We start from the raw sequence: 22,735 nt of genomic DNA on the forward strand, positions 1-22,735 counted from the left end.
TAAAAAAATGTATTGAACGGGGAGGAAAAGTGTGGTAATATGATATTGAGAATAAATGGAAGTAAATGTAAAGGGACTGCTGCTGCGGTCTCTTTTTTCTTTTATCTATTCTCTAATGTGAAAGAAAGGAGGAACAGAAAAGGATGAAGGCTTTGAGACGAAGTGCGGCAATCGTCATTCTATTGGTGCTGATGACGGCAACTGCTTTTGCAGATTACACGATCAGCTGGCCGTCAGAAGGAAGCTCTCCCATCATTGGGGCATCCTCAGCTGATGTGAAATGTGGAGGACAACTGAACGCATCTGCCTATTTACTCAATACAGGAGAGAACGTATCTTTCCAATTGATTCCAGGAGCAACCCCGCCAGACTTTATGGGCAGGGGGGCGCATAACAGAAGCGCCAAGTATCTATATCAGGGAATCTGCGAGTATATGCTCAGAATCGAAGGGAAAGATTATCTGACGGATTCATTGAACTACAGTTTTTCTGAACCGGGTGACTATGAGGTAAGAGGGTACATTACCTACAGGTGGCAGACGAAGAGAGCTAAGGCAGGGTTTCCAAAATACTACTATAAGCAGCGTATTATGTCCAGAACCATCAGAGTCAGCGACTTAGAGGATGCAGTTGCACCGGAACAACCGGGAAAGCCAGGACAATCCGGTGAAGATACTGATGAGGAAGAGGAGATGATCAAACCGACTCTGAAAGGAATGGTCTCTCACACAGAAGACTGGGAAAAAAACAGGAATCAGTTCAACGCTTATTGCAGAGCCAGTGGCAATGAACACTGGCAGAGAGAAAGTGATGTTTTTTGGTCGGGGGAAAAGTTTCGCCTGGCAGCTGTAGCTACAGGAAAAGAACAGCCACAGACGATTAACGTAAAGATTCGTGACCATCCGTATCAAACCACCCTGCACAGAAATGGAAATTCATGGGAAGGCGTTCTCTTTGATAAATCCATGATTGACAGATGGGGAAGAGATGGACCGGAGACTTTACAGTTTGTATTTTCTGCGGTCATAGACGGCAGTTATTGTGAAGATATCCAGCGAGTGATCGTTGATGATCTGCATAAATATTGGCTGATGCATAGAAAGGAATAGCTGTGGAGAAAGGAAAGAAAATCATCGGAATCTTATTAATTCTGATTAGTATTGCAGCGCTGTTCACCTGGGAGAAATGGGGAAAAAACCGATTTCTTTATGATGACGTATTGGTGTTTACACAGAATATAGAAAAAGGAACTGTAATCACAGAGGAGATGATCAGCACTATAAAAATGGATGTCGGTGAGGAGGATCGATTAGAGGACGGAGACAAAAAGAATATTATCGGCCGTGAAGCGGCCTTTTTTATTCACAAAGGAGCACCACTTTTTAAAGAGTATTTTATGGAGGAAGGACTGACGGCGAATCAAGAGCAAGATCGGTACATTCTGTCAATCCCTGATGATTGGCTGCTGTCTGCACCGAAGACCCTCTCCCGCGGAGACAGGGCATACTTCTACTTTAATGGAAAGTTTGTGACATCTGCCTTGGTTTCGTTTGCAGAGGAGGAAAGGAAATCTTTCGAGGTCGTGGTCTCATCCAGGCAAGCGGAGGCTCTCTCGAAGATCGCCAGTCGCGGAGACGAGATGATTATAACTTATACGACGCAATCCCCTTCTCCCAAACAATAGGAGGTAATATGAAAAAAATAATTGGAATCTTTGGTGGGGACAGCCAAGTAGGCACGACGATGATATCCCAATCTATTGCCGAATGTCTGAAAGACTGCGGCAAGCAAGTGCTTTTGATAAAGGGCAGCGGAAAGTATGGGGAGGAGTTCATGAATGGTGACGGCAGATATTCACTTGACGATATCAAGGCCAATATTATCAGTGGAAAAGTGTCTTATGAAGATATCGAACAGGTAATTACGGAGTCCAAAGGAATCTTTGTCATACCATCGGTGAGGAACCCTTTCTCATCAAAGTACTATCCGGAGAACACCTACGAAGTGATGCTCTCTTCTGTGGCCGATGAGTTTGACTATATTATCATCGATGCAGGAAATGACGCAAACCTTGGCCTTATGATCTCTGCCTTGAATATGTCCGACAGCAGGTATTTTGTCACGACACAACAATCGAAAGTCATTCATCGTTTGATTCAAATGAAGAAAAATATTACACAGCCGCTGGGACTGGAAGGACATTTGATCATCAATAAATATATGAAAGATCCGGCCCTATTTTTGAAGCGGGATATCGAGAACCTCTGTGAAATAGATGATGCATCGGTAGTTCCCTACTTGGAATATGGCTGGCAGATGGAGATGGAGGGAAGGACACTGATGCATTTTCATAAATTTGCAAAAGCTATTGAAAATATTGTAGGCGAGTTTGAAGAAACTCCAAAGAAGGAAAAGCCATGGAAAAAGAGTTTTGCTTAGAAGCGTATCTCAATAAGGCACTATCAAAAGAAGAGATAAAGGAATCCTCTTTCATAGAGCAGTTTTATGCAGTGTGCCAGGTAGTAGAATCAGAATTTGACAAAGAGTGGAATGAGACGGACGACGAATCAAAGAACCGAAAATTAGAAAGGGAAAAGCGGGCCATCATGGGATTCGAAGAGGAAACCAGATTTTATAAGGAGAAGATAAAAGAAATCCTCAGAGACAAAAAACTATCAGATAGATGGCATCCCGACTGGTATCCAAACTTGTGTGAAGGTGTTTTTGCAGAACTTTATGGTTTGGCAGGCTTAGCACCCTGGGCTTACGATATGGAAGAAAAATATAAGACGTCGTCATCAGCAAAACTGATAGGGGATCGCTTGTATTGCTTAATCGATGGCAGATCAGAACTACAGCCGCAGAGGATTTCCGCTCGGCGCAGACAGCAGCTGAAACGAACTTTGCTGTTAGCGACCCCTTATGAGCGCCTAGAGTATGGATTTCATGAAGTTTACCTTCGCAATGGGATTCGTATTACGATTTACTCCGGTGAACGGACAAAAGACGGGCAGGATGTGATGGTCTTTCGTAAGTATGTGTTGGAGGACCTGACCTTTGAGAATTTGGCAGAAAAAGGCACTATACCCTCAGAATCCATCGCGCTGTTTCACAAGATGATATCTATCGGATTTAATGTTATTTTTGCTGGTCAGGTACGTTCCGGCAAGACGACGTTCATGCAGATTTGGCAGAAAAACGAAGACCCCTCTCTCGAAGGATTAGCCATCGCTACCGATCCAGAAACACCCTGGCATCGAATTATGCCGCAGGCGCCAATCATGCAGCTGATAGCTGACGGCGCACAGCTTGCGAGTATTACGAAATCGCTCTTGAGAGGAGACAACGATTATGTTTTATTGGAAGAGATGCGGGATGCGGCTGCTTTTAGTCTGGCTCTCGACATCACTTCGACAGGAACGACCAGGAGTAAAGCAACCATCCACGACAGCGATGGCTTAAATATCCCATACAAAATGGCTTCTAAAATCAGAGAGCGATATGGTGGACATGCAAAAGAGCTGATTGCACAAGTTTTTAAGAATTTTGACTATGTAATAGAGCTTTGCCAACTGCCAGAAGATAAAGGGAAAAAAGTGATGAAGGGTATTTTAGAATACGACTATGATATAGAAAATGACAGAGTTTTAGCAAGGCGCATCTGTAGTTATGATTTCCTCCAAAAATGTTGGCATTGGAATGGAAGCGGCATCGCATCAAAGATAGATAAATACCCTGAACGGAAGGAGGAGATTAAACAGATGATGGAAATTCTCGATGCACTGTCCGCGGTACACCGCTTGACAGGACAAACGGTCATTTATCCAGCTTATTATAAGGAGTAAGAAATGAATATAGCAAAACTGACGTATGCCCTCTATTTTATTGGATTGGCAATTTGGCAGTATCCGCTCTTATATTCATTATATTTAGCAGGCAGAAATAGAATACGAATCAGACGTAATCTGAAACATCTGACTGACGATGAGAGATTAAAGCGATACGGAAGCTTTAGCGAACACATAAAAATGGCGGTGGAAGGTGCTGACATGAAACGGCTTTTCGCTAATCCAGAGACTTTTTATCTGGTCAGTACAATCCTCTTTTTAGGATCGGCTTCCATAGCGGCATTGGCAGTAGGTCCATCTATGGCACTGTGTTTTGGCGGTTTTATGGGAGCGCTGCCATATTGCACAATCATGGCGAGACTCTACAGCCAGAGAGTGACCAGATCAAGAGAAGGGGATCTTCTGGTACAGGAGCTGCTCAACAACTATAAAATACATATGTACAACATGAAAGAGGCTGTGGAAATCACAGCATTTTCCATAGAAGGTGCGCCAGGTGCAAAACGAATTCTGTTAAATTTAGCGAAGGGTCTCAATAATGCGGCCACAAAAGAAGAAGTAGAAAAGCTGTTGGCCGTCTTTCGCTATTCCATTGATACGGCCTGGGGCAATGTACTGGCATCTAATATATTCTTTGCATATGTACACGGCAACAGGGTAGATCAAGCTTTAGAAGACTTGCTGGCCAGTATTACGAAAAGCAGAAAAGTAATTGAACACGGAAAGCGAGAAAACAATGAGGCAAGATTGATGCTGAAATATCTCGCACCGATTAGTTTTGCCCTTTCTGTTATAGGAGCCTGCAAATACTTTGGATTCACCTTAGCAAAATTTATTAAGTACCAATGGGGGACTGCTCTAGGACTGAAGTGGTTCATGATCATGGTCATGATTTATGTTGCCGGAATACTTGTAAATGGGTTTTTCTCCAGAGAGAAGATGGACATATAGGTAATAAAAATGATGAAAATAAAAACAACGACAGGATTCAAAGTCAGAAGATTAGCTGGTTATACGAAGAGTCTGCTGCCAGTGATATCAGAAAAAAGTCGTCATGATATAGCAGTAAAGTGGAGGCTGCTTTATAGTGACAAGGCAGAGAAAGAAGTATTTCACTGCTGTATCGTTCTTAAAAACTTGGCAATTGTGCATCGCGAAATGCCTATGTCTGCCGATTTTATATTGGAACAGCTTATGGAAAGCAGCAAAACATTAAGAAATACCTTTGCTGACATATTGTCTGCTTACAGAAATGGAAAAGGGGAAGATGCGTTTTCTATTCTTTACTCGAGGATTCCAATTAAAGAGTGCAGAAGCTTTGCCAACATCTTGAGTAAAATGGATCAGATCAATCCGGCTGAACTGGTCGCACATATGACAGCCTTTGAAGAAACGTTTGCTTCCCAGCGGATGACAAAGGGAATGAAGCGAGCAGAACGGAAGAGTCTGCTGACAACAATGATAGCGACAGCGTCTATCTTTGCTATACTGCTTAATTTCACGATTGTGGTTGTATTTATGGATACGCTGAATTTGCTGGGACAGGTATTTTGAAAGATAGGAGAGACATATGAAAAATTTGATTATTATCATCGGCACGATACTGTTGGGTGTCATCATCGTTAATACGATGGTGCTGGGGGACAGTGATACCTCTCTGCAGGGGGCGGCACAGAATGTAGTAGAACAAGGGGTCAACAGCATCAACTCTATGGAAATAGGAGAGTGAATATGAAGGAGCTAGTTATTATTATCGGAACGATTGTCTTGGGTTGTCTGATTTTCAATATGATTGCAGGTGACAAGGATAGCCTGAAGAGCGCTGGTGCTGGTGTAATGGAAAAGACCATAGAGATGTATGAGGAGCAATGATCATCTATGAAGAACCTAATTACTTCAATGGCCTGCATCATGATTTTGCTGGCATTCGTACTACAATTTACACAGAATCAGGTGTTACACAACAGGATTACGGCAGTGGATCAAGCAGCTAATAACTTTAAGGAAGTGGTCAAACAACAGGGGCGTATCGAAGAAGAAAATGAAAAACGCTTAAAAAAGGAAATTGCCCAGATTTTATCTTGTTCTGCTGAAGAAGTAAAAATCACAGGCGACAGGAAAGCTGTATTTCGGGGTGAAATCATTCACTATCGAGTTGAAGTTCCCATCAAGAATATCATTCATCAAGCGGGGTTTTGGGGACTGAAAAAAGAGGAGAATCTGATGCTGTATAAAGTGGATCGATATACCACCAGCGAATACATAGGAAGAGGCTTATGAAAAATTTTATCATTACGACAGGGGCTGTTATCTTAATTTTGACAATTATGAGTTATCAATTTCAGTGCAATCAGATGCTGCGTGAAAAGCAGCAGTTGAAATATGCGGCAGACGAAGCAGCTGCAACTGCAGGACTGTGCTTTGATGAAGATCACTTTGGTGAGGGGAGACTTTTATTCGATAGAAAAAAAGCTACGAGAAAAGCAGAGCAAGTAATATCTTATAACCTGCAGAATTCTCAATTTATATGGAAGATTTCTTTTGCAGATCAAGGTCAGCAGCGTCCTTTTGTAACGATTATCATAGAGAAAGACAGATTAAAAGTCTTATCAAAATATGAGTATTTGCCATATTAATTTGAAAAATCAGTCATAATATGGTAGAATCTCCTTAACAGCTGAAGCCTGCTGAGATAGGAGGAAATTGATATGATCAGAGATATTCTGACTCTTGGAAACCCGCAGCTCTATGTTACGTGTACGGAATACCGAAAGGAAAACATCAAGGAAATCGAATCGGTCGTAGAGGATCTACACGATACGATGATGGAGTACAAGAGAGTTCATGGAGCGGGCAGAGCCATTGCAGCCCCACAGATTGGCGTGCAGAAAAGGCTTCTGTATATGTATATCGATCATCCGATGGTATTCATTAACCCGGTTCTAAGCTTTCCAACTGACGAGAAGATGACCGTAATGGACGATTGTATGTCATTTCCTGGACTTTTGGTAAAAGTAAAACGATATAGAGAATGCATCATAGAGTATTATGATTTGGACTGGCACAAGCAGGAACTGCACTTGTCAGGTGATCTTTCTGAACTGATTCAACATGAATACGACCACCTTGACGGTATATTAGCCACGATGAGAGCGACGGATAACAAATCATTTTTCTATGGAAATATTAATGATTATAGATAATACAGAAAATTGAAATCCGGCGCCTGCCGGATTTTTGTTTTATCAGGTAGGATGTATCGATAAAATCGATATTGACGGAATATCAAAGAACGTACCTTACGAAGTGCCGTCCCTTTACGGGCGACGTGTGGAAATAGGAATCTTTGTTTCCGTCATTTCCACGTTTTTACATAAGAAATATCGTCCAAAGGACATATTTCCGTATGTTTCAAGGAGAAGAGGAGAATTTTTATGATGGATTATGAATCCTTTAAAAAAGAGTTGATAGAGAGATTGAAGGAATTTTTGCCTGAGAAATATCGAGGGTGGGAGATTTCGCTTAGTAAAGTACCCAAAGTGAACGGATATATGGAGTCAGTTAATCTGATGCCGACATCAGAAGAATTTGTCGCAGTTCCCAACATTTATGTTCCTGAACTGTACGAAGTTTATCAGAGCTGTCAGGATATGAATCAAGTGCTAGAAAAGACTGCGGACTTTTTTCTAAAGGGCATGGAATACGTAAAAGACATGACCACAAAAGTAGAACTGGACAATCCGCATGATAAAGTGATCATGGCTTTGGTCAATTCGGAAGAAAACAAAGAGCTGCTGGCCCATGTGCCCAATCGCAGTCTTTTGGATCTATCAATCATCTACAGAATTATGGTAGAACTGCCAGACGATGCCTTTAACAGTGCGATTATCACCAATGATCTGGCAGATAGATTTGAACTGTCCGAGACTGAACTTTACAATCTGGCAAAAGAAAACACGCCGAGATTGATGCCGATATCTGTTGAATATGCAAGCGACGACTTCTATATTCTGACGAATAAGTATAGAACACTGGGAGCTGCGGTCATGCTTTACAAGGATGTGCTGACTGACATTGCTGATGAGTTTGACAATAATTTGTACGTTCTGCCATCGTCTATTCATGAAGTGTTTATCGTGCCGGATTATGTAAAAGGGGCTGACGAGCTGCGTGAAATCGTCACAGAAGCCAACGCCACAGTGGTCAAGAAAAATGAAGTCCTATCAAATAAGGTCTACTTTTATGAAAAACAGACAGGGAAGCTTACCGTGGTATAATGGTTCCAGAATCAAACGGCGTTGCCGTAAGGAAGGAACCATTGAATCATGACGTTCGATTCTAATTTCAAAGGTATCGTCATGGTATAATGAACGCATCGATCTAACGACGTTGTCGAGAGGAAGCGTCCATTGAATCATGACGTTCGATTCTAATTTGAAAGGTATCGTCATGGTATAATAGTTCCAGAATCAAACTATAAAGTGATTTAACTATCAGAAGAAAAATTTGAAACGGCGGATCGTATCATTGTTAGTGCAATGATATAATCCGCCATTTAATTAATATTGAAAGTAAAAGATTAACAGGTATATCCTTGTTATTCCTATATAGATAACGCAGCCAGGATTCCTTTACGAAGCCACCATAAAAAGGTGAGTTATAGTTATATCTTGCAAACGAGTATAGAGGAACCAAATCATCATTTAAGGAGATCGACACATGATTATGTTTAAACTTTGTAGCCAATCGTATGATTTGCCCGAGAAAAGTAGGCGTCCTGCTTGCAACAATGTTTAAGTGATAGTTCGTTTCTTTCCCTTATTTCACAAAATAAGAAATCCGATCGTATTTATTCCCAGATTAGCCGCAATGTGTATTGGCCATGAAGATAAAAAAGACTTTCCTTTGTAGGCAAACCAATTTAACAATATGCCAGCTGCAAATAATGCTGACAATGTAACGAGAAACATATAAATATTGAACCAGCTAGACATGATGCCTATATGATATAACGAAAACAGAAGTGCGCTATATACAAATCCCGACTTGCAAAACCCCAATACCTTTATATTGAGAAAAATAAAGCCTCTGAAAAACGCTTCTTCGATAAAAGAGTTAACTATAGTGATATACATTGCCACATAAATAAAGTTACTCCGCTTGATGTGTTCTTTTCCCATCAGACTATTTTTAATCTGCTCTGCATCTATGTATTTATCGAATAAGATGAATGCCGCAATTATTAATAAGTATACCACCGCTGCAATATAAATGCTGTTCTTAACGTTTTTCCTATCAAATTCAAGGATGTTGATGTTTGTATTAAATATCACATGGCATAATATTATTGCGAGAAAAAAATTTCCAAGCTTTAACATTGATTTAATCCAATATGAAGGCTGAATTATTAACTCGATTAAAATCATTAATAAACAAGCTATAGTTGAAATTAGAATGATTCCTACTAATTTACTCTTTTGGGATGTTTTTATCATTGAATCACTTCTCCTCGTTTCTTTCAAAGTAATTCTAACACAAATATGTCTGATGCAAAAGAAAAAAGTGAAATACTTCAAACGGCAGAGAAATCTGACAGTCAATGAAGAAGACGCTTGAAAATGATGGTTAGTTTTCCAAAAAGCAGACGGGGATGCCCTCATGCTGAAGGTGTCCCCGTCATAGTCAGATATCTAATTCAGTTCTTTTAGTTATGACACTTGTGCTCACCGCAGGAGTGTCCTTCGCCGTGTCCATGATGGTTGCACTGTACATTTTCGTTGTACTCTAAGGTTCCCTTTAAGAGCGCTTCAGCCGCCGCATCAGCATCTCCTGAAACACCGCCGAAGAGCTTGATGCCAGCCTCTGCAAGGGCAGTCTTTGCACCGCCGCCGATGCCGCCGCAGATTAAAGTGTCAACGCCTAAGTTCTTTAAGAAACCTGCAAGTGCGCCGTGTCCGCTGCCGGCAGCATTTTCCACTTTTGCTGATAGAATCTTATCACCTTCCACTTCGTATACCTTAAAATTCTCGCAATGTCCAAAGTGCTGGAAAATCTGACCATTCTCATAAGTAACTGCAATTTTCATTTCTTCTTTCTCCTTTTCTAATCTCCCTATTTTTTTGTTTTCATGAAATACATCGTAATCCCCGCCTTCGATGAGGAGGAGTTTTTCATTGATCAAAGCATCTGCCAGTTTATGCCTGGCTGACTCATAGATGTTGGTGACAGTCGGCCGTGAAATCCGCATGCTTTCGGCACAGGCTTCCTGGGTCATCCCCATAAAGTCTATGAGACGAATTGCCTCATATTCGTCTACCGTCATGGTTACTCGCTGACAGCATTTAGATTCTGCATAACCTAAGGGCACAAACCCTTCTGTACTGGGCATGGAATAGACGATTCTACTTTTTCTCGGTCTGGCCATATCTGCCTCCTTTCATTTCTAACATATGACAATAACATTATAACGATATTTCTAACATATGTCAATTATATTGTGATAGATTTTTTTAGACAAAAATGATAAAATGTATAAAAATATAATAAAAATTGTGGAAAGAGGTTAATCATGCTAAAAATTAATAACTTGACGAAGATTTATGGCGAGAAAAAAGCGGTAGATGATCTTTCACTACATATTCAAAAGGGTGAAATTTACGGCTTTATCGGTCATAATGGAGCAGGGAAGACGACAACGATCAAGTCTTGCTGCGGCATTCTGAAATTTGACGAGGGTGAAATATTCGTGGATGGTGTTTCCATCAAAGACCATCCGCTAGAATGTAAACAGAAAATCGCGTATATTCCAGATAATCCCGACCTATATGAGTTTTTATCTGGCATCAAATATTTGAATTTTATAGCGGACGTCTATAAGGTGTCATCGAAAGACAGAGAAGAAAGAATCAAAAAATATGCGGATATGTTTCAGATTACTTCTGATTTGGCACAGCCGATCAGCGCCTATTCCCACGGAATGAAACAGAAACTGGCTATTATTTCTGCTTTAATCCACGAACCGAAGCTGATCATCATGGATGAACCCTTTGTAGGCCTGGATCCGAAAGCAGCGCATCTTCTGAAGGGGTTGATGCGGGAGATGTGTGACAATGGCGGCGCGATCTTTTTCTCTACTCATGTTTTAGAAGTAGCGGAAAAACTCTGCGACAAAGTAGCCATCATCAAAGGTGGTAAGCTGATTACCTCGGGTACAATGGAAGAAGTCAAGGGAGATACTTCCCTGGAGACAGTATTCCTGGAACTGGAGGAATAAGATGCTGAAGAATTTAGTTTTAATTAGGATTAAATCCATGTTTGCAGGCATGTTTGCAAGGAGCAAAAAGAAGATCAGCGGAGGAAAGATCTTTTTGTTTGCCCTCTTAGGTATCTACATCATAGGCTGCTTTGGTATCTTGTTTGGAGGTATGTTTGCAAGTGTTCGTGATGTCTTTGCGCAGCTAGGCATGCCTTGGCTGTATTTTGGCTTGATGGGTCTGATGGTTTTTGCCCTCTGTTTTGTGGGAAGCGTGTTCATCACACAGAATCAGCTCTATGAGGCGAAAGATAACGATCTGCTGCTTTCTATGCCGATCCCTGTAAAATATATATTGGCTTCCAGGTTACTATCCATCATCATACTGAACTACGCATATGAACTTTTGGTCATCATACCAGGGGCCGTCGTCTACTGCAGCAAGATGCCGGTCACCTTTATCGGGTGTATATTTTTCCTCATCGCGTTTTTACTGCTGCCGCTGCTGGTTGTTGCGGCGTCCGCTTTATTTGGCTGGCTCATCGCATTGGCCAATACGAAGATGCGCAACAAAAACGTAATCATGATGATTCTGACTTTGATTCTGTTCTTAGCCTACATGTATGTTTGCCTGCGACTTCAATATTATCTGCAGAAACTGATTGAGAATGGAAGCGCCATCGGCGAAGCCATTCAAAAAGCGCTGCCGCCGTTTTACTATCTGGGAAAATCTATAACAGATGGAGATGTGGTCGCATTTTTCATCTTCTTGGCATTCTGCATCGTACCATTTGCGCTGGTATATTACATACTGTCAAGGAGTTTCATCAAGATAGCGACTACCAATCGCGGGCATAAAAAGATTGTTTATAAAGAAAAGGCAATGAAGGCCAGCGGTATCAGAAAAGCCTTGATTATCAAAGAATCGAGACATTTTCTGGGCAGCCCGATGTACATATTTAATGCGGGTATCGGCTTATTGTTCATGCTGATTGCAGCCGTCTATCTCTGCATTAAGAGAGGAGATATGCTGAAAATGGCACAGATGTTTCCTAACGCAGATGAACTGATCGGACCACTGATCTGTGTTGGCTTTGGAGCCATGGCATCCCTGACCATTATTTCGGCGCCGATGATTTCCATCGAGGCAAAGACCTTGTGGATTTCGCAGTCTCTGCCAGTTAGAGGAAAGGATGTCCTTCTGGCAAAAGCTGACGTTCACACGCTGATGAGCTTGCCTTTTATCGTGGCCAGCGCAGTCATGTTGGAATTTGCCTATGATATGTCCATCATCAGCAGAATTATGATTTTGTTTTTCCCATTGGCGGTGACCGTATTTAATGCCTATACAGGAATTGCACTCAATCTGAAATATCCGAAGTTCGACTGGGTCAACGAAACGGATGCAGTCAAACAGGGCGTGGCACCGTTTTTAGCCATGTTTATTGCCGCGGCGACCGTTGCTCTGCCGGTACTGCTCTATGCCTTTCTCTTCAGCGATATGGTTTCGGCAGAGATATACCTCTGCATCGTATTCCTGCTGTTTGTAGCAGCTTCGGCCGTGCTGTACCGCTATTTGACGACGAGAGGCGTGGAGATTTTTAAGAATCTCCAGAACTAGTCATTTGTAAAAAAATAAAAATAGAGAATTAAAATTCTGACATTATACAAAGAAATGTTTTGTAAATATTGATATACTGAAGATAACAAGTGTGAGAACTTTGAGAAAGGAACCCAGATTATGTTTAATTTAAAAGTACTGAGCAGAGAAGTAACCGAAGACGTTCTCGAAATGCCTGAAGTGATTGATACTGTTAAGGAAGTATATCAACTAAAAGCAAAAGGAGACACCACTGTTTTTCCTCTGGTATTTCACGAATTTGAATCAGGAGTGGCCGATATGGATATCAAATCAGGCTGGCTGAAGGGCAGTGATATCTTTGGCCTGAAAGTTGTTTCCTGGTTTGGAGACAACGCTGAAAAGGGTCTTCCAGCATTGATTGGAACCATCATGGTCATGGATTCGACCACAGGAGTGCCTATCGGCATTTTAGACGGCAGCCATATTACAGGAATCAGAACCGGAGCCGCAGGCGCCATCGGTGCGAAAGCACTGGCAAGAGCAGATTCTGAAACTCTGATGGTAGTCGGCGCAGGCCATGTGGCGACTTTCCAGGTTGCAGCGACGCTGATGATGTTCCCAGGGCTGAAAAAAGTCTATGTCTATGACGGCCTGAGTTTAGAAAACGCCGAGAAGTTTGCAGCGTCCATGCCGGATACATTGCAGAAAAACTTCGATCATGAGGCTGACGGCGTAATCTTTGAAGCCGTAACTGATCTGCCTGAAGCTACAGGAGAGAGCGATATCATCATCACCGTGACGCCTTCCCATACGCCGATTATTCAAAAAGAATGGGTAAAGCCAGGTACGCATTTCAGCTGTATCGGTTCTGACATGTCCGGTAAGGAAGAAATCGATCCTGAGATTTTTGCAGATGCCCGCGTCTTCACCGACGATACGCCGCAGTGTATCAATGTTGGGGAAATTGAAATTCCGATTCAGAAGGGAATTCTGAAAAAAGAAGACATTGCAGGTGAAATCGGAGAGATTTTGATTGGTCAGACTGTCGGCAGAGAAAACGACGAGCAGATTACAGTTTTTGACGCTACAGGTACAGCGCTGCTGGATTTACTCACAGCAAAGCTGGCGTTGGCAAAGGCTGAGGAAAGAAATCTTGGAGAAACAGTTAATTTGTAAAAACGAATGCAGAGAGGTGTTATATGAAAATCAAAACATTTAAGGTAGAACGTTGGATGAACGAATACGAGGATGATGCAGTTTACAATCTTGGAGAAACCTGTATCGATTCTATGACCATAAAAGAACTTTTGGAGCTGGCAGGAAAAGATGTAGAGCAGTATATGATAGAACTGGCAGACACCAGACTTTCTTACAGCCATATCTTCGGTTCCCCTGCGTTTTTGCAGGGTGTGGCAAGTATGTATGAAGATTTAAAACCTGAACAGGTCATCCCGACCCATGGTGCTATCGGCGCAAACAATCAGGTCATCACCACTTTGATCGGAGCGGAAGACAACATGGTATCCGTCATGCCGACTTATCAGCAGCATTACTCCATACCAGAGTCCATCGGTGCCGATGTGAGACTGCTGCAGCTGACCTTGGAGGACGATTTCCTGCCAAATCTGGACGTACTCAGAAGCTTGATAGATGAAAATACGAAGATGATTACCATCAATAATCCAAACAACCCGACAGGTTCCTGGATTCCAATTGATATTATGAAGGAAATTGTTAAGATTGCCGAAAGCGTGGACGCTTATGTGCTCTGCGACGAGGTATACAGAGGAATTTCCGAGGACGGCAGCTACATGCAGTCCATCGTAGACCTCTACGACAAAGGTATTTCTGTAGGAAGCATGTCCAAGGTGTTCTCTATGGCAGGTCTGCGCATGGGGTGGATTGCCACAAAGAGCGAGGAAGTCCTGCATCAATGTCACGAAAGAAGAGACTACGATACCATCAGCTGTGGTGTTTTGGACGACAAACTGGCGGCTCTTGCCCTTGCGCACAAGGAGCAGATCTTTGCCAGAAACAGAAAGATCTTGAACACCAATAGAGCCATCCTGGACGAGTGGGTCAACGAGACACCAGAAGTCCGCTATCTGAGACCGGTAGCCGGTACTACCGCTTTGGTGTACTATGACAAGGACATCCCATCTTACGATTTGTGCGTAAGGCTGATCAAAGAGAAGGGGGTGCTTTTCACGCCAGGCGAGTGTTTTGAAATGGAAGGCGCTGTCAGAATCGGTTACGCATACGATTCAAAGACTCTAAAAGAAGGACTGGACAAATTCACTGAATTTCTGAGAGAATTATAAAATCACAAATCGATGGAATCCGCCATATCTTAAGATGTGGCGGATTTTTTCATATTATTGTGTTGTAATCCGTACAATTCTGGGTAAAAATACATCAAATATAAAAGAAGGTTCATCTATGTTTTACTTTATGATTTCCATAGGGCTGGTTACAGCATACATAGCAGGGATGCACGACGGCGGAACCATCATGGCTACCGCAGTTTCGTCGCGTCTCTTTTCTGCCAGGAAGGCGGTCCTCCTGGCGGGACTTGCAAACTTCCTCGGTGCAGTGTTACTTGGCACGGCGGTGGCTTATACCATTTCCGGCGATATCATTGATACCGCCGCTGTACTTTCCGGCAGCAGAGATCTATGCTGTACTTTCGCGGCAGCAGCTTTTACAGGAGCAATCGTATGGAATCTGATCACCTGGGGTTTGAAGCTGCCGTCCAGTTCCTCTCATACGCTGATCGGCTCTCTCATCGGCAGCGGCATTGCGGCTTATGGAACTGTTTATATCAAATGGCATCTGATTTTTGTAAAGGTCATTTTGGCGATGATCATTTCCCCAGTCTTGGGCTTTGCATTGGGTTATCTATTTCTGAAGCTGGAAAAGCGGGTTTTACAAAACGGTACCATCGTATGGAGCGGCAGAATTCATCTTCTGAGCAAAGTCAGCAGTTTTCTGGTAGCGTTCTCTTATGGCAGCAACAACTCGCAAAAGGTCATGGGGATTATCGCCATGGGGCTCGCCGGATATCTGGGAAGAGATGTCTTCGTACCAGTATGGGTCGTCGCAAGCTGCGCCTTGGCGCTGGGACTGGGCACCATCACAGGCGGCTATAACATGATCAAAACCGTCGGCATGGATATCTGCAAAATTGATACGCAGAATTCTTTTGCTTCTCAGCTTTCTACTATTTCTGTCGTGATGACGGCGAACGTGACAGGACTGCCCATCAGCGTACCCCAGATTATCACAGGATCGGTGATGGGAGTAGGCACCGAAAAGACGCCCAGGGCGGTAAATTGGGCAGTTTCAAAGAAAATCATCGCTGCGTGGATCATCACCATTCCGATATCGGCTGCAATCGGAGGCGGTGTGTACTTTTTGCTGAGACTGATATGAATGGAGGCTGTTATGAAGAAGAAAAATTTTTTTAAGAAAGAAGAGAGACCGGATTTTTACTCCCTTTTGATTGACCAGTGCGACCTAAACGATGAAATTATGACGTTGTTCATCTCATATATGGAGGAACAGGAAGAGGAGACGGCAGAAGCCATCGACCAGTGCGAAAAGGAAGCAGATCAGGTCCGGCGGAAGCTGATCGACTACGTGGAAAATTCCTTCATCACGCCTCTGGACCGTCACGATATCTATGCGGTTTCTCGCAGAATTGACGATATCACCGATAAAGTAAAAGATTTGAAAGACTTCATTCAGTTTTTTGAATTTGTTCCAATTAAAAAGAACCTTGAAATGGCTCAGCGGATACAGGTTACAGTCAGCGGAATCACAGAAGCGGTTAAGGCCTGGGCTGTCAGTGACGACGACGGTTTCTGGGATGCCATTATGGAAGCCAAACGGAAGAGCCGAATCATTAAAAATCTTTATTGGGAGAGTCTGAAAAAGCTGGACAGTGACATCTTTACCCTTGAAGAGATTTTAATCAAAAGAGAGTTTTTTCGGGACTTAAATCAGCTGTCGTACAAAACGAAAAAAGCCATAGACAGAATCAGCGATACGAAGATTAAATCCATCACTTGACATCGTGAAAAAGGTTCCCTATAATAATGGACAAAGTGTATGACAGAATTTATGCTTACTGGTGCTTGCCCCAATTCACGCAGTGAATTGCAGGGAAGACCTTATGCAACAATTGCCCGAACTTGTTCGGCTGCAATTGACTGCGGCGTTCCCCAGCTTCAGCTGGTTGGGCGCTTGTCGTACAAGAAGGGAGCACGAATTTGCTATGAAAAAAATAATATGTAAAGACGACTTTTGGGAGATGTTTCCTGACTGCAAAATTGGTATCGTAGTCTGCAAAGGCATCGACAATGTGTACAAGGATGACGAGGCGGAATATGAAGTCCTGATCCGTGAGGGGGAGAAGAGAGCTTTGACCTTTTTAACGGAAGAAAATTTTACGGATAACAAGGTGATCAAAGTGTGGCGGGAAGCCTACATGAAGTTTAAAACGAAAAAAGGAGCCAGATGTTCCATCGAGGCTCTGATGAAACGCATTTCCAAGGAAAACCATCTGGGAACCATCAATCCGATTGTAGATATCTATAACAGCGTGTCTCTTTCCCATGCCATGCCTTGCGGCGGCGAAGATATCGACTGTATGGAGGGCGATTTGCTTTTGACAAAGGCAGTCGGGGATGAGTCTTTCCAGGTCATCGGCAGCGACAAGAACGAGCCGCCGTATCCGGAGGAACTGGTCTACAAGGATGAGGCGGGTGCCGTCTGCAGGTGTTGGACCTGGCGGGAAGCAGAACGGACCATGCTGACAGAGAAGACCAAGAACGCCATGCTCTGCTGTGAGCTGGTGGACACGGACCGCTATGAGGAACTGCTGGCGGTATTAGAAGATTTGAAGCGGGAAGTGGAAAACAGGCTGGGCGGCCAGTGTGAAATCAAGATATTGGATAAAGAACAGAAAGAACATGTATTATAGTTCGATCACAAAATGCACATTTCCTGACCCTGGGCATAAACAATAATTTTTTCGCTCGTTGCAGAGAAATGCCCGAATCGTCCTTAAACTGGATGATTCGGGCATTTTTACATCTCGGCAGGGCTGATGTCACCCTATTACGCAGACAGTTTCTTGATTTCCTCGTATTTTGGAAGATCGGTGTAGAGTTCTCCCTTCCAAGGATTGCGCCGGGTCTTCTTGATCTTGTAGATCATGTAGAAGAAGACCAGCACGTTAGCTGCCAGGGCGGCAAAGCTGACGATAAAGTAGATGGTGGGATTGTAGGTGGAGTCCACAGCGTATTTGCTCACGTCCTGGAATGCAGGGAAGGTCTGTGCGAACATGCACCACAGTGCAAGAGTGTGTGCTCTATGCTGCAGCCAGGCGCCTTTGCCCACTGTAAAGGCACAGACGGTCGGAGCCAGGAGCAGAGCGAAACCGCAGTACCAGGCATGATGCGGCAGGCAGTTGTATGTATAAGCGAAGTTCCAAAGGTCATAGGCTACAATCCAGAACCAGAGCATATCCGGCCAGAGCATATCTTTGCTGCCGTCCTTAGCCGTTTTCTTCCTGATGCAGATGCCCATCCATCCGGTGATGGTGAGGATGTTCAAGATACCGGCAGCTGCGTTCATGTAGTTCCAGGAACCACCTAGCATGTATACATCTTTCATGGTATCGGCCATATAACCGCCGCCGGTGAAAGTCATGCCTACTTCGATGTCACGAGCAACAGCTTCACAGATGTTGATTGCCAGAATCAAAGGTGGAAAGCAGAGCGCAATCTTGTTATCTGCCAGTCTCCAGGTCACCTTCCCCGTAAGCTTATCTTTCTTCTCAACGTGTCTGATGCACCAAAAACCGATACAGCCGGCAGTGGACGAGTAGACTTTAGCCAGATGGAACCAATCGGTATAAGTTACGTCCTTCAGCGCTGTAAACCAAAGGATGGATAAGACGATGGGCAGAATGATAAAGCAGAAAAAACCTGCCCACTTCCAACGCCTGGATACTTCATTCAGTCCAAATAAGGCCGCAAATACGACTAGCCAGACACCCCATACAGCCAGGGTTTCCGCGCCAGCTTGGTAGTTAAAAGTAAACATAAGTGTACCTCCATTAAATAAATCTCGCATGTACATAACGATTGTTATGCACCTTTGATAAAAGAATAACACATGTTATTCTTTTTGTACACCCATCAATTAAAAATTTTCTGAAATCCAGTCTTTGGCGAAGACGATAAAGGCCCGCGCTGCGTCGGAGGCGCTCTCCCAGGCGCGCAGGACAATTCCTATTTCCCGGGAAAAGGATATTTCCGGTTCTTTGACCGCCAGCGGAAAGGTGGGCGACTTGAGCATCAGCGCGGGAAATACGCTGAAGCCGAACCCCTGACTGACCATGGACATGACGGCAAAATCGTTGTCCAGCATAAGGTAGGTATTGGGTTTTACGTTATTGTAATAGAACAGCGCGTCCATCTCTGAATGATCGCCGACACTGATATAGGGTTCCTCCGCCATGGAAGAAGAAGGGAAATAGGGCAGACTGGACAGAGGGTGATTTTCTGCAAGAACGATCATCATGGGGTCTTTCTTTAAAAAGATTTTTTCAAAGCTGTCGTCAGCATCGGGCAATACGGTGAAACCGAAATCGACATCACCGCTATCTAACATTTCGTCCAAAACCTTAGGTTCTTCATAGCACTTCACATCGAAGCCAATGCCAGGATGCTTTTCGAGAAATCCTTTCATGAGATAGGGCAGCCAGTATACGGCAATACTGGTGAATACTGCGATAGTGATATTTCCCGACTGGAGATTCTTCAATTCGGAGAGGCGGGTCAGCAGGCGCCTTTGATTGTTACAGATGGCGTGAGCGAGAGGCAGCAGTTCCTTTCCGGTACCAGTGAGATGGATTTTGCCGTAATCACGAAAGAAAAGGGAAGTATCCAGTTCCTCCTCTAAAGTCTTGATGATATAACTGAGACCCGCCTGCGTATATCCCAGTTCATCAGATGCTTTTTTGATGCTGCCCAGTTCAGCCGTTTTGATAAATGCTTCGTATTTTTGAATATCCATAATGGCTCCTAAATTAAAGAGTTCCTTTAAAAACTTAAAAGAAACTCTAGCTTTACTTTTAATTATAGGGAAATTATACTATAAATATGATGATTCCACAAGATATAGAAAGGGAGACATGAGATAGATGAAAAATAAGACTTTGATATATGGCAGCATGGTAGCCCTGCAAGCATTGATATATGGCATGGGCAATGCAGTAACAAAAATTGCCTACGAGAGCATCACCCCATTTTGGAGTATGGTATTAAGATTTGGCTTGGCATTTGTGGTATTCCTTATTTTCTTTGGAAAGGGCATCTTCAAACAGCTAAAGGACGTATCGCTGATGACATGGCTGCCCAGCAGTCTGTGTGTAGCAGCTACATTTATTACTTGCAATGTGGCCTTGGATATGACGACGGCAACAAACGTGGGGTTCTTTATTTCTCTTTCTGTTCTCTTTGTACCGCCCATGGAGACCATCATTTTGAAACGGAAATTCAGACTCAAGTATCTTCCTGCGCAGTTCATGGTTATCGTGGGTCTTTACTTTCTGTGCTGCAATGGCGGAAGTTTCTCCATCGGATGGGGAGAGGCATTGGCACTGCTTTCGTCTGTCGCCATGGCGGGTTCTCTCGTCTTTGGAGAGAAAGGCCTGCAGGATATGAATGCGATGACCATCAGTACAATGCAGGTAGGAATTACTTTTGGAGCTTCCTTAATCGGCGCATTGGTTTTAGAACCAAATTTCCACATGACCAGCGTAGAACCATCTGCCTGGATGGTACTCTTCTACCTCGCAGTCATCTCCACTTGTCTGGCATTCTGGCTGCAGAATAAAGCGCTTACAGGCATCACATCGACGCAGGTTTCCGTCATTCTCTGCAGCGAGCCTGTATTTACAGCTGCTATTTCCTGGGTAATACTCGGGGAAATACTGAGTGGCATCGGTCTGCTGGGTACGGTCATCATCGTCGGATGCATCGTGGCGGAAACGTGGGTGATTTCCACAGTCAATGGGCAGCCGGTACCTGAGGAAGTCTGCGAAGCCATAAAACCAGCTTTTCGAGAGGAAGAAGCAGTATAGAACTGATTATGAAAAATTCCTAATAAAATAGTAAAATAAAATAAAATCCAGAAAACAGCATTCTTCAGGAGTGTTGTTTTTCTTTTTTGAGAAAAAGGAAACAGATGTATAAAGGAATGACTTAATTATAAGAATATCTTTATCACAGAAGACCGCGAGAGGGATATGGGTATGAAAGAGACGATAAAAACATGGCTGCAGGCAGCCCTGAAAAACTGGCTGACCTTGCTTTACTTTGAAATATTTTATAAAGTCATAGGAATCACTTTGCTCACCGCTTTGACAGATAACAGCAAACTGTTGTCTGTTGCCGCAATTTTTCTGTTTTTCTATTACGTATATTTTGAAATAACCGCAGTCATCGTCTATTGTGAAGCCGGCTGGAGAGGGGAACGTCTTTCTGTATGGAAGCTTTTTAAGGAATCTTTTCACCATTCTTTCCATCTCTTTCATATAAAAAACGTTCCAGTGCTGCTTTTACTGCTGCCAGTTATCGCCTTATCTGCCTTTCCCCTGACGAGTGGGCTGCTGAATAAATTTCAGATTCCAGAGTTCATACTGGATTTCCTGCGAACCCGTCCCCTTCTCTTTTTCATTTTTCTAGTGAGCATGCTGGTATTAAATGTTTTATGCTTCTTCTATTTATTTCGGTTTCCGTTAGTTGTGCTTCGTGGAGCGTTTTTCTTAGAACGACCATGGCAGATTCCTTTTTTGCAAGGTCGGAAAAAAGAGGGCGCAGGATATCTGTTCCTCAGTCTCTTGCTCTGTACAGCCGCCCTGTTTATGGCGTTTATCTGTATGTGTCTCCTCTTATGGTTATGCAGTAAATGGCCTGAATCTGTGGATGGCGGTAAAGCTATGTTCCAATTCTATTATGCCAAATGGAGTGTGATGGGAGCGATTCTCGTGAACATCTTTACTACTTCAGCATTGCTTGCCATGGTCGTGACGCTCTACCATCGCTACACCGGAGAATCACGTCCCGTCCAGGCTGCAGTAAAGTGGTCCCCCAGAGCGGTGCTTTTGAGAACCGCAGCGGTATTTCTCATGCTAGGGCTGCTGACCTTTTACAGCGAAACAGAGTTAGGAGGAAATCTGTTTTCTTCAGAGTATGATACGAAGATCGTTGCCCATCGGGCGGGAGCCGCTTTGGCGCCGGAAAACACAAAAGCGGCTTTGGAAACCACTATCAAGGGGGGATTTGAACTGGCCGAAATTGATGTACAACAGACCAGAGATGGTGTGCTGATTGTCATGCACGACGCCAATTTCAAACGGACGACGGGGCTTGATCAAAAGGTATGGAATACAGATTACAAGACGGTACAGACCTTGGACGCAGGTTCTCATTTTTCTGCGGATTTTGCGGGAGAAAAGATTCCCACGCTAAAGGAAATGCTTTTGACGGCAAAAGATCGTATCCATTTGATGATTGAACTTAAGGCGACAGGTCACGAGGAACACCTTGTGGAAAAAACAGTGGGGGCGGTGGAGGAGACGGGGATGAGCCGACAATGTACAATTGCGTCTATGGACTTAGAGCTGCTTAAAGAGAGCAAGGAACTTGCACCAGAAATTGATACCGTCTATATCACCACATTTTTGAAAGAGGCATTCTTCGACCGCAGCTATATTGACGGTTATAGCGTTGAGACCACGTTTCTCTCACCCAAAATTGTTGCAGAAGCGCATGCAAGAGGGAAAAAGGTTTACGGTTGGACAGCTAACACAAAGAAAAATATGAAAAAAATTCTGCGTCTAGGCACGGACGGTTTGGTAACAGATAACCCTCAGTACGGATTGGTTACTTCAAGAAATGTTGCCGAAGATGATACCCTGGAATTTATAACAGAGTTACTTTACCCTGAACAAAAAACAAAGAAACTCCCATGACGATG

Annotated in this window: 25 protein-coding genes; 21 read left to right on the plus strand and 4 right to left on the minus strand. The window is 43.4% G+C overall.

Annotation, left to right across the window (positions count from 1 at the left end; genetic code table 11):
• Positions 1–143: 143 nt before the first annotated feature.
• From ACMQ5W_RS05825 to ACMQ5W_RS05880, 12 genes are all read left to right on the plus strand, one after another.
• Positions 144–1,109, plus strand: a complete 966-nt coding sequence (locus ACMQ5W_RS05825; RefSeq protein WP_419024156.1) for a hypothetical protein — start codon at positions 144–146, stop codon at positions 1,107–1,109.
• A gap of 2 nt (positions 1,110–1,111) precedes the next feature.
• Positions 1,112–1,684 (plus strand): SAF domain-containing protein, encoded by a 573-nt coding sequence (locus ACMQ5W_RS05830; RefSeq protein ID WP_419024158.1) that lies wholly within the window; start codon positions 1,112–1,114, stop codon positions 1,682–1,684.
• An 8-nt stretch (positions 1,685–1,692) separates the two neighbouring features.
• Positions 1,693–2,439: an AAA family ATPase gene (locus ACMQ5W_RS05835; RefSeq protein ID WP_419024159.1), complete on the plus strand. Its 747-nt coding sequence runs from the start codon at positions 1,693–1,695 to the stop codon at positions 2,437–2,439.
• A complete protein-coding gene (locus ACMQ5W_RS05840) occupies positions 2,418–3,845 on the plus strand; it encodes an ATPase, T2SS/T4P/T4SS family (RefSeq protein ID WP_148492914.1) in 1,428 nt (475 codons plus the stop codon). The genes ACMQ5W_RS05835 and ACMQ5W_RS05840 overlap by 22 nt, the downstream gene beginning before the upstream one ends.
• 3 nt (positions 3,846–3,848) lie before the next feature.
• Positions 3,849–4,799 (plus strand): hypothetical protein, encoded by a 951-nt coding sequence (locus tag ACMQ5W_RS05845; protein ID WP_148492913.1) that lies wholly within the window; start codon positions 3,849–3,851, stop codon positions 4,797–4,799.
• 9 nt (positions 4,800–4,808) lie between these two features.
• The gene (locus ACMQ5W_RS05850) at positions 4,809–5,402 is read left to right on the plus strand and encodes a hypothetical protein (RefSeq protein ID WP_419024161.1); all 594 of its coding nucleotides are present in this window, start codon (positions 4,809–4,811) and stop codon (positions 5,400–5,402) included.
• A 16-nt stretch (positions 5,403–5,418) separates the two neighbouring features.
• Complete coding sequence (locus ACMQ5W_RS05855) at positions 5,419–5,577, plus strand: hypothetical protein (protein WP_419024163.1); 159 nt, start codon at positions 5,419–5,421, stop codon at positions 5,575–5,577.
• 2 nt (positions 5,578–5,579) lie between these two features.
• Positions 5,580–5,720: a hypothetical protein gene (locus ACMQ5W_RS05860; protein WP_419024165.1), complete on the plus strand. Its 141-nt coding sequence runs from the start codon at positions 5,580–5,582 to the stop codon at positions 5,718–5,720.
• Positions 5,721–5,726: 6 nt separating this feature from the next.
• Positions 5,727–6,128, plus strand: coding sequence for a hypothetical protein (locus tag ACMQ5W_RS05865; RefSeq protein ID WP_148492911.1), 402 nt, complete (start codon positions 5,727–5,729; stop codon positions 6,126–6,128).
• Positions 6,125–6,484: a hypothetical protein gene (locus ACMQ5W_RS05870; RefSeq protein WP_148492910.1), complete on the plus strand. Its 360-nt coding sequence runs from the start codon at positions 6,125–6,127 to the stop codon at positions 6,482–6,484. Before ACMQ5W_RS05865 ends, ACMQ5W_RS05870 begins: the two co-directional genes overlap by 4 nt.
• A 72-nt stretch (positions 6,485–6,556) precedes the next feature.
• Positions 6,557–7,051, plus strand: coding sequence for a peptide deformylase (locus ACMQ5W_RS05875; RefSeq protein WP_148492909.1), 495 nt, complete (start codon positions 6,557–6,559; stop codon positions 7,049–7,051).
• A 231-nt stretch (positions 7,052–7,282) separates the two neighbouring features.
• The gene (locus ACMQ5W_RS05880) at positions 7,283–8,125 is read left to right on the plus strand and encodes a DUF5688 family protein (RefSeq protein ID WP_419024167.1); all 843 of its coding nucleotides are present in this window, start codon (positions 7,283–7,285) and stop codon (positions 8,123–8,125) included.
• Positions 8,126–8,671: 546 nt separating this feature from the next.
• Here the strand turns inward: ACMQ5W_RS05880 and ACMQ5W_RS05885 are convergent.
• Both ACMQ5W_RS05885 and ACMQ5W_RS05890 read right to left on the minus strand, forming a co-directional pair.
• Complete coding sequence (locus ACMQ5W_RS05885) at positions 8,672–9,343, minus strand: CPBP family intramembrane glutamic endopeptidase (protein ID WP_419024168.1); 672 nt, start codon at positions 9,341–9,343, stop codon at positions 8,672–8,674.
• Positions 9,344–9,552: 209 nt separating this feature from the next.
• Positions 9,553–10,272: a DUF134 domain-containing protein gene (locus tag ACMQ5W_RS05890; RefSeq protein ID WP_419024170.1), complete on the minus strand. Its 720-nt coding sequence runs from the start codon at positions 10,270–10,272 to the stop codon at positions 9,553–9,555.
• Between the two features lie 144 nt (positions 10,273–10,416).
• Between ACMQ5W_RS05890 and ACMQ5W_RS05895 the strand changes: the two genes are divergently transcribed.
• From ACMQ5W_RS05895 to ACMQ5W_RS05925, 7 genes are all read left to right on the plus strand, one after another.
• Complete coding sequence (locus ACMQ5W_RS05895; protein WP_419024172.1) at positions 10,417–11,121, plus strand: ABC transporter ATP-binding protein; 705 nt, start codon at positions 10,417–10,419, stop codon at positions 11,119–11,121.
• A 1-nt stretch (position 11,122) separates the two neighbouring features.
• Positions 11,123–12,721 carry a hypothetical protein gene (locus ACMQ5W_RS05900; RefSeq protein ID WP_419024174.1) on the plus strand — a complete coding sequence of 533 codons (1,599 nt, stop codon included), beginning with the start codon at positions 11,123–11,125 and terminating at the stop codon, positions 12,719–12,721.
• A gap of 120 nt (positions 12,722–12,841) precedes the next feature.
• Entirely contained in the window at positions 12,842–13,858 is a 1,017-nt protein-coding gene (locus ACMQ5W_RS05905) for an ornithine cyclodeaminase family protein (RefSeq protein WP_419024176.1), read from the plus strand.
• A 23-nt stretch (positions 13,859–13,881) separates the two neighbouring features.
• On the plus strand, positions 13,882–15,003 hold the full coding sequence (locus tag ACMQ5W_RS05910) for an aminotransferase (RefSeq protein ID WP_419024178.1): 1,122 nt from the start codon (positions 13,882–13,884) through the stop codon (positions 15,001–15,003).
• 118 nt (positions 15,004–15,121) lie between these two features.
• Complete coding sequence (locus ACMQ5W_RS05915) at positions 15,122–16,114, plus strand: inorganic phosphate transporter (RefSeq protein ID WP_419024180.1); 993 nt, start codon at positions 15,122–15,124, stop codon at positions 16,112–16,114.
• Positions 16,115–16,126: 12 nt separating this feature from the next.
• Positions 16,127–16,753: a DUF47 domain-containing protein gene (locus ACMQ5W_RS05920; protein ID WP_419024182.1), complete on the plus strand. Its 627-nt coding sequence runs from the start codon at positions 16,127–16,129 to the stop codon at positions 16,751–16,753.
• 205 nt (positions 16,754–16,958) lie between these two features.
• Entirely contained in the window at positions 16,959–17,666 is a 708-nt protein-coding gene (locus ACMQ5W_RS05925; protein WP_419024184.1) for a B3/4 domain-containing protein, read from the plus strand.
• Positions 17,667–17,803: 137 nt separating this feature from the next.
• Here the strand turns inward: ACMQ5W_RS05925 and ACMQ5W_RS05930 are convergent, their stop codons facing one another.
• Together ACMQ5W_RS05930 and ACMQ5W_RS05935 are read right to left on the minus strand one after the other, a co-directional pair.
• Positions 17,804–18,793: a DUF5692 family protein gene (locus ACMQ5W_RS05930; RefSeq protein ID WP_419024186.1), complete on the minus strand. Its 990-nt coding sequence runs from the start codon at positions 18,791–18,793 to the stop codon at positions 17,804–17,806.
• A 99-nt stretch (positions 18,794–18,892) separates the two neighbouring features.
• Positions 18,893–19,768: a LysR family transcriptional regulator gene (locus ACMQ5W_RS05935; protein WP_419024188.1), complete on the minus strand. Its 876-nt coding sequence runs from the start codon at positions 19,766–19,768 to the stop codon at positions 18,893–18,895.
• A 127-nt stretch (positions 19,769–19,895) separates the two neighbouring features.
• Between ACMQ5W_RS05935 and ACMQ5W_RS05940 the strand changes: the two genes are divergently transcribed.
• Together ACMQ5W_RS05940 and ACMQ5W_RS05945 are read left to right on the plus strand one after the other, a co-directional pair.
• Positions 19,896–20,837, plus strand: a complete 942-nt coding sequence (locus ACMQ5W_RS05940; RefSeq protein ID WP_419024190.1) for a DMT family transporter — start codon at positions 19,896–19,898, stop codon at positions 20,835–20,837.
• Between the two features lie 171 nt (positions 20,838–21,008).
• Positions 21,009–22,730 carry a glycerophosphodiester phosphodiesterase family protein gene (locus tag ACMQ5W_RS05945; RefSeq protein WP_419024192.1) on the plus strand — a complete coding sequence of 574 codons (1,722 nt, stop codon included), beginning with the start codon at positions 21,009–21,011 and terminating at the stop codon, positions 22,728–22,730.
• Positions 22,731–22,735 lie beyond the last annotated feature (5 nt).

The organism is Emergencia sp., assembly GCF_048465375.1.
Taxonomy (GTDB): Bacteria; Bacillota; Clostridia; order Peptostreptococcales; family Anaerovoracaceae; genus Senimuribacter.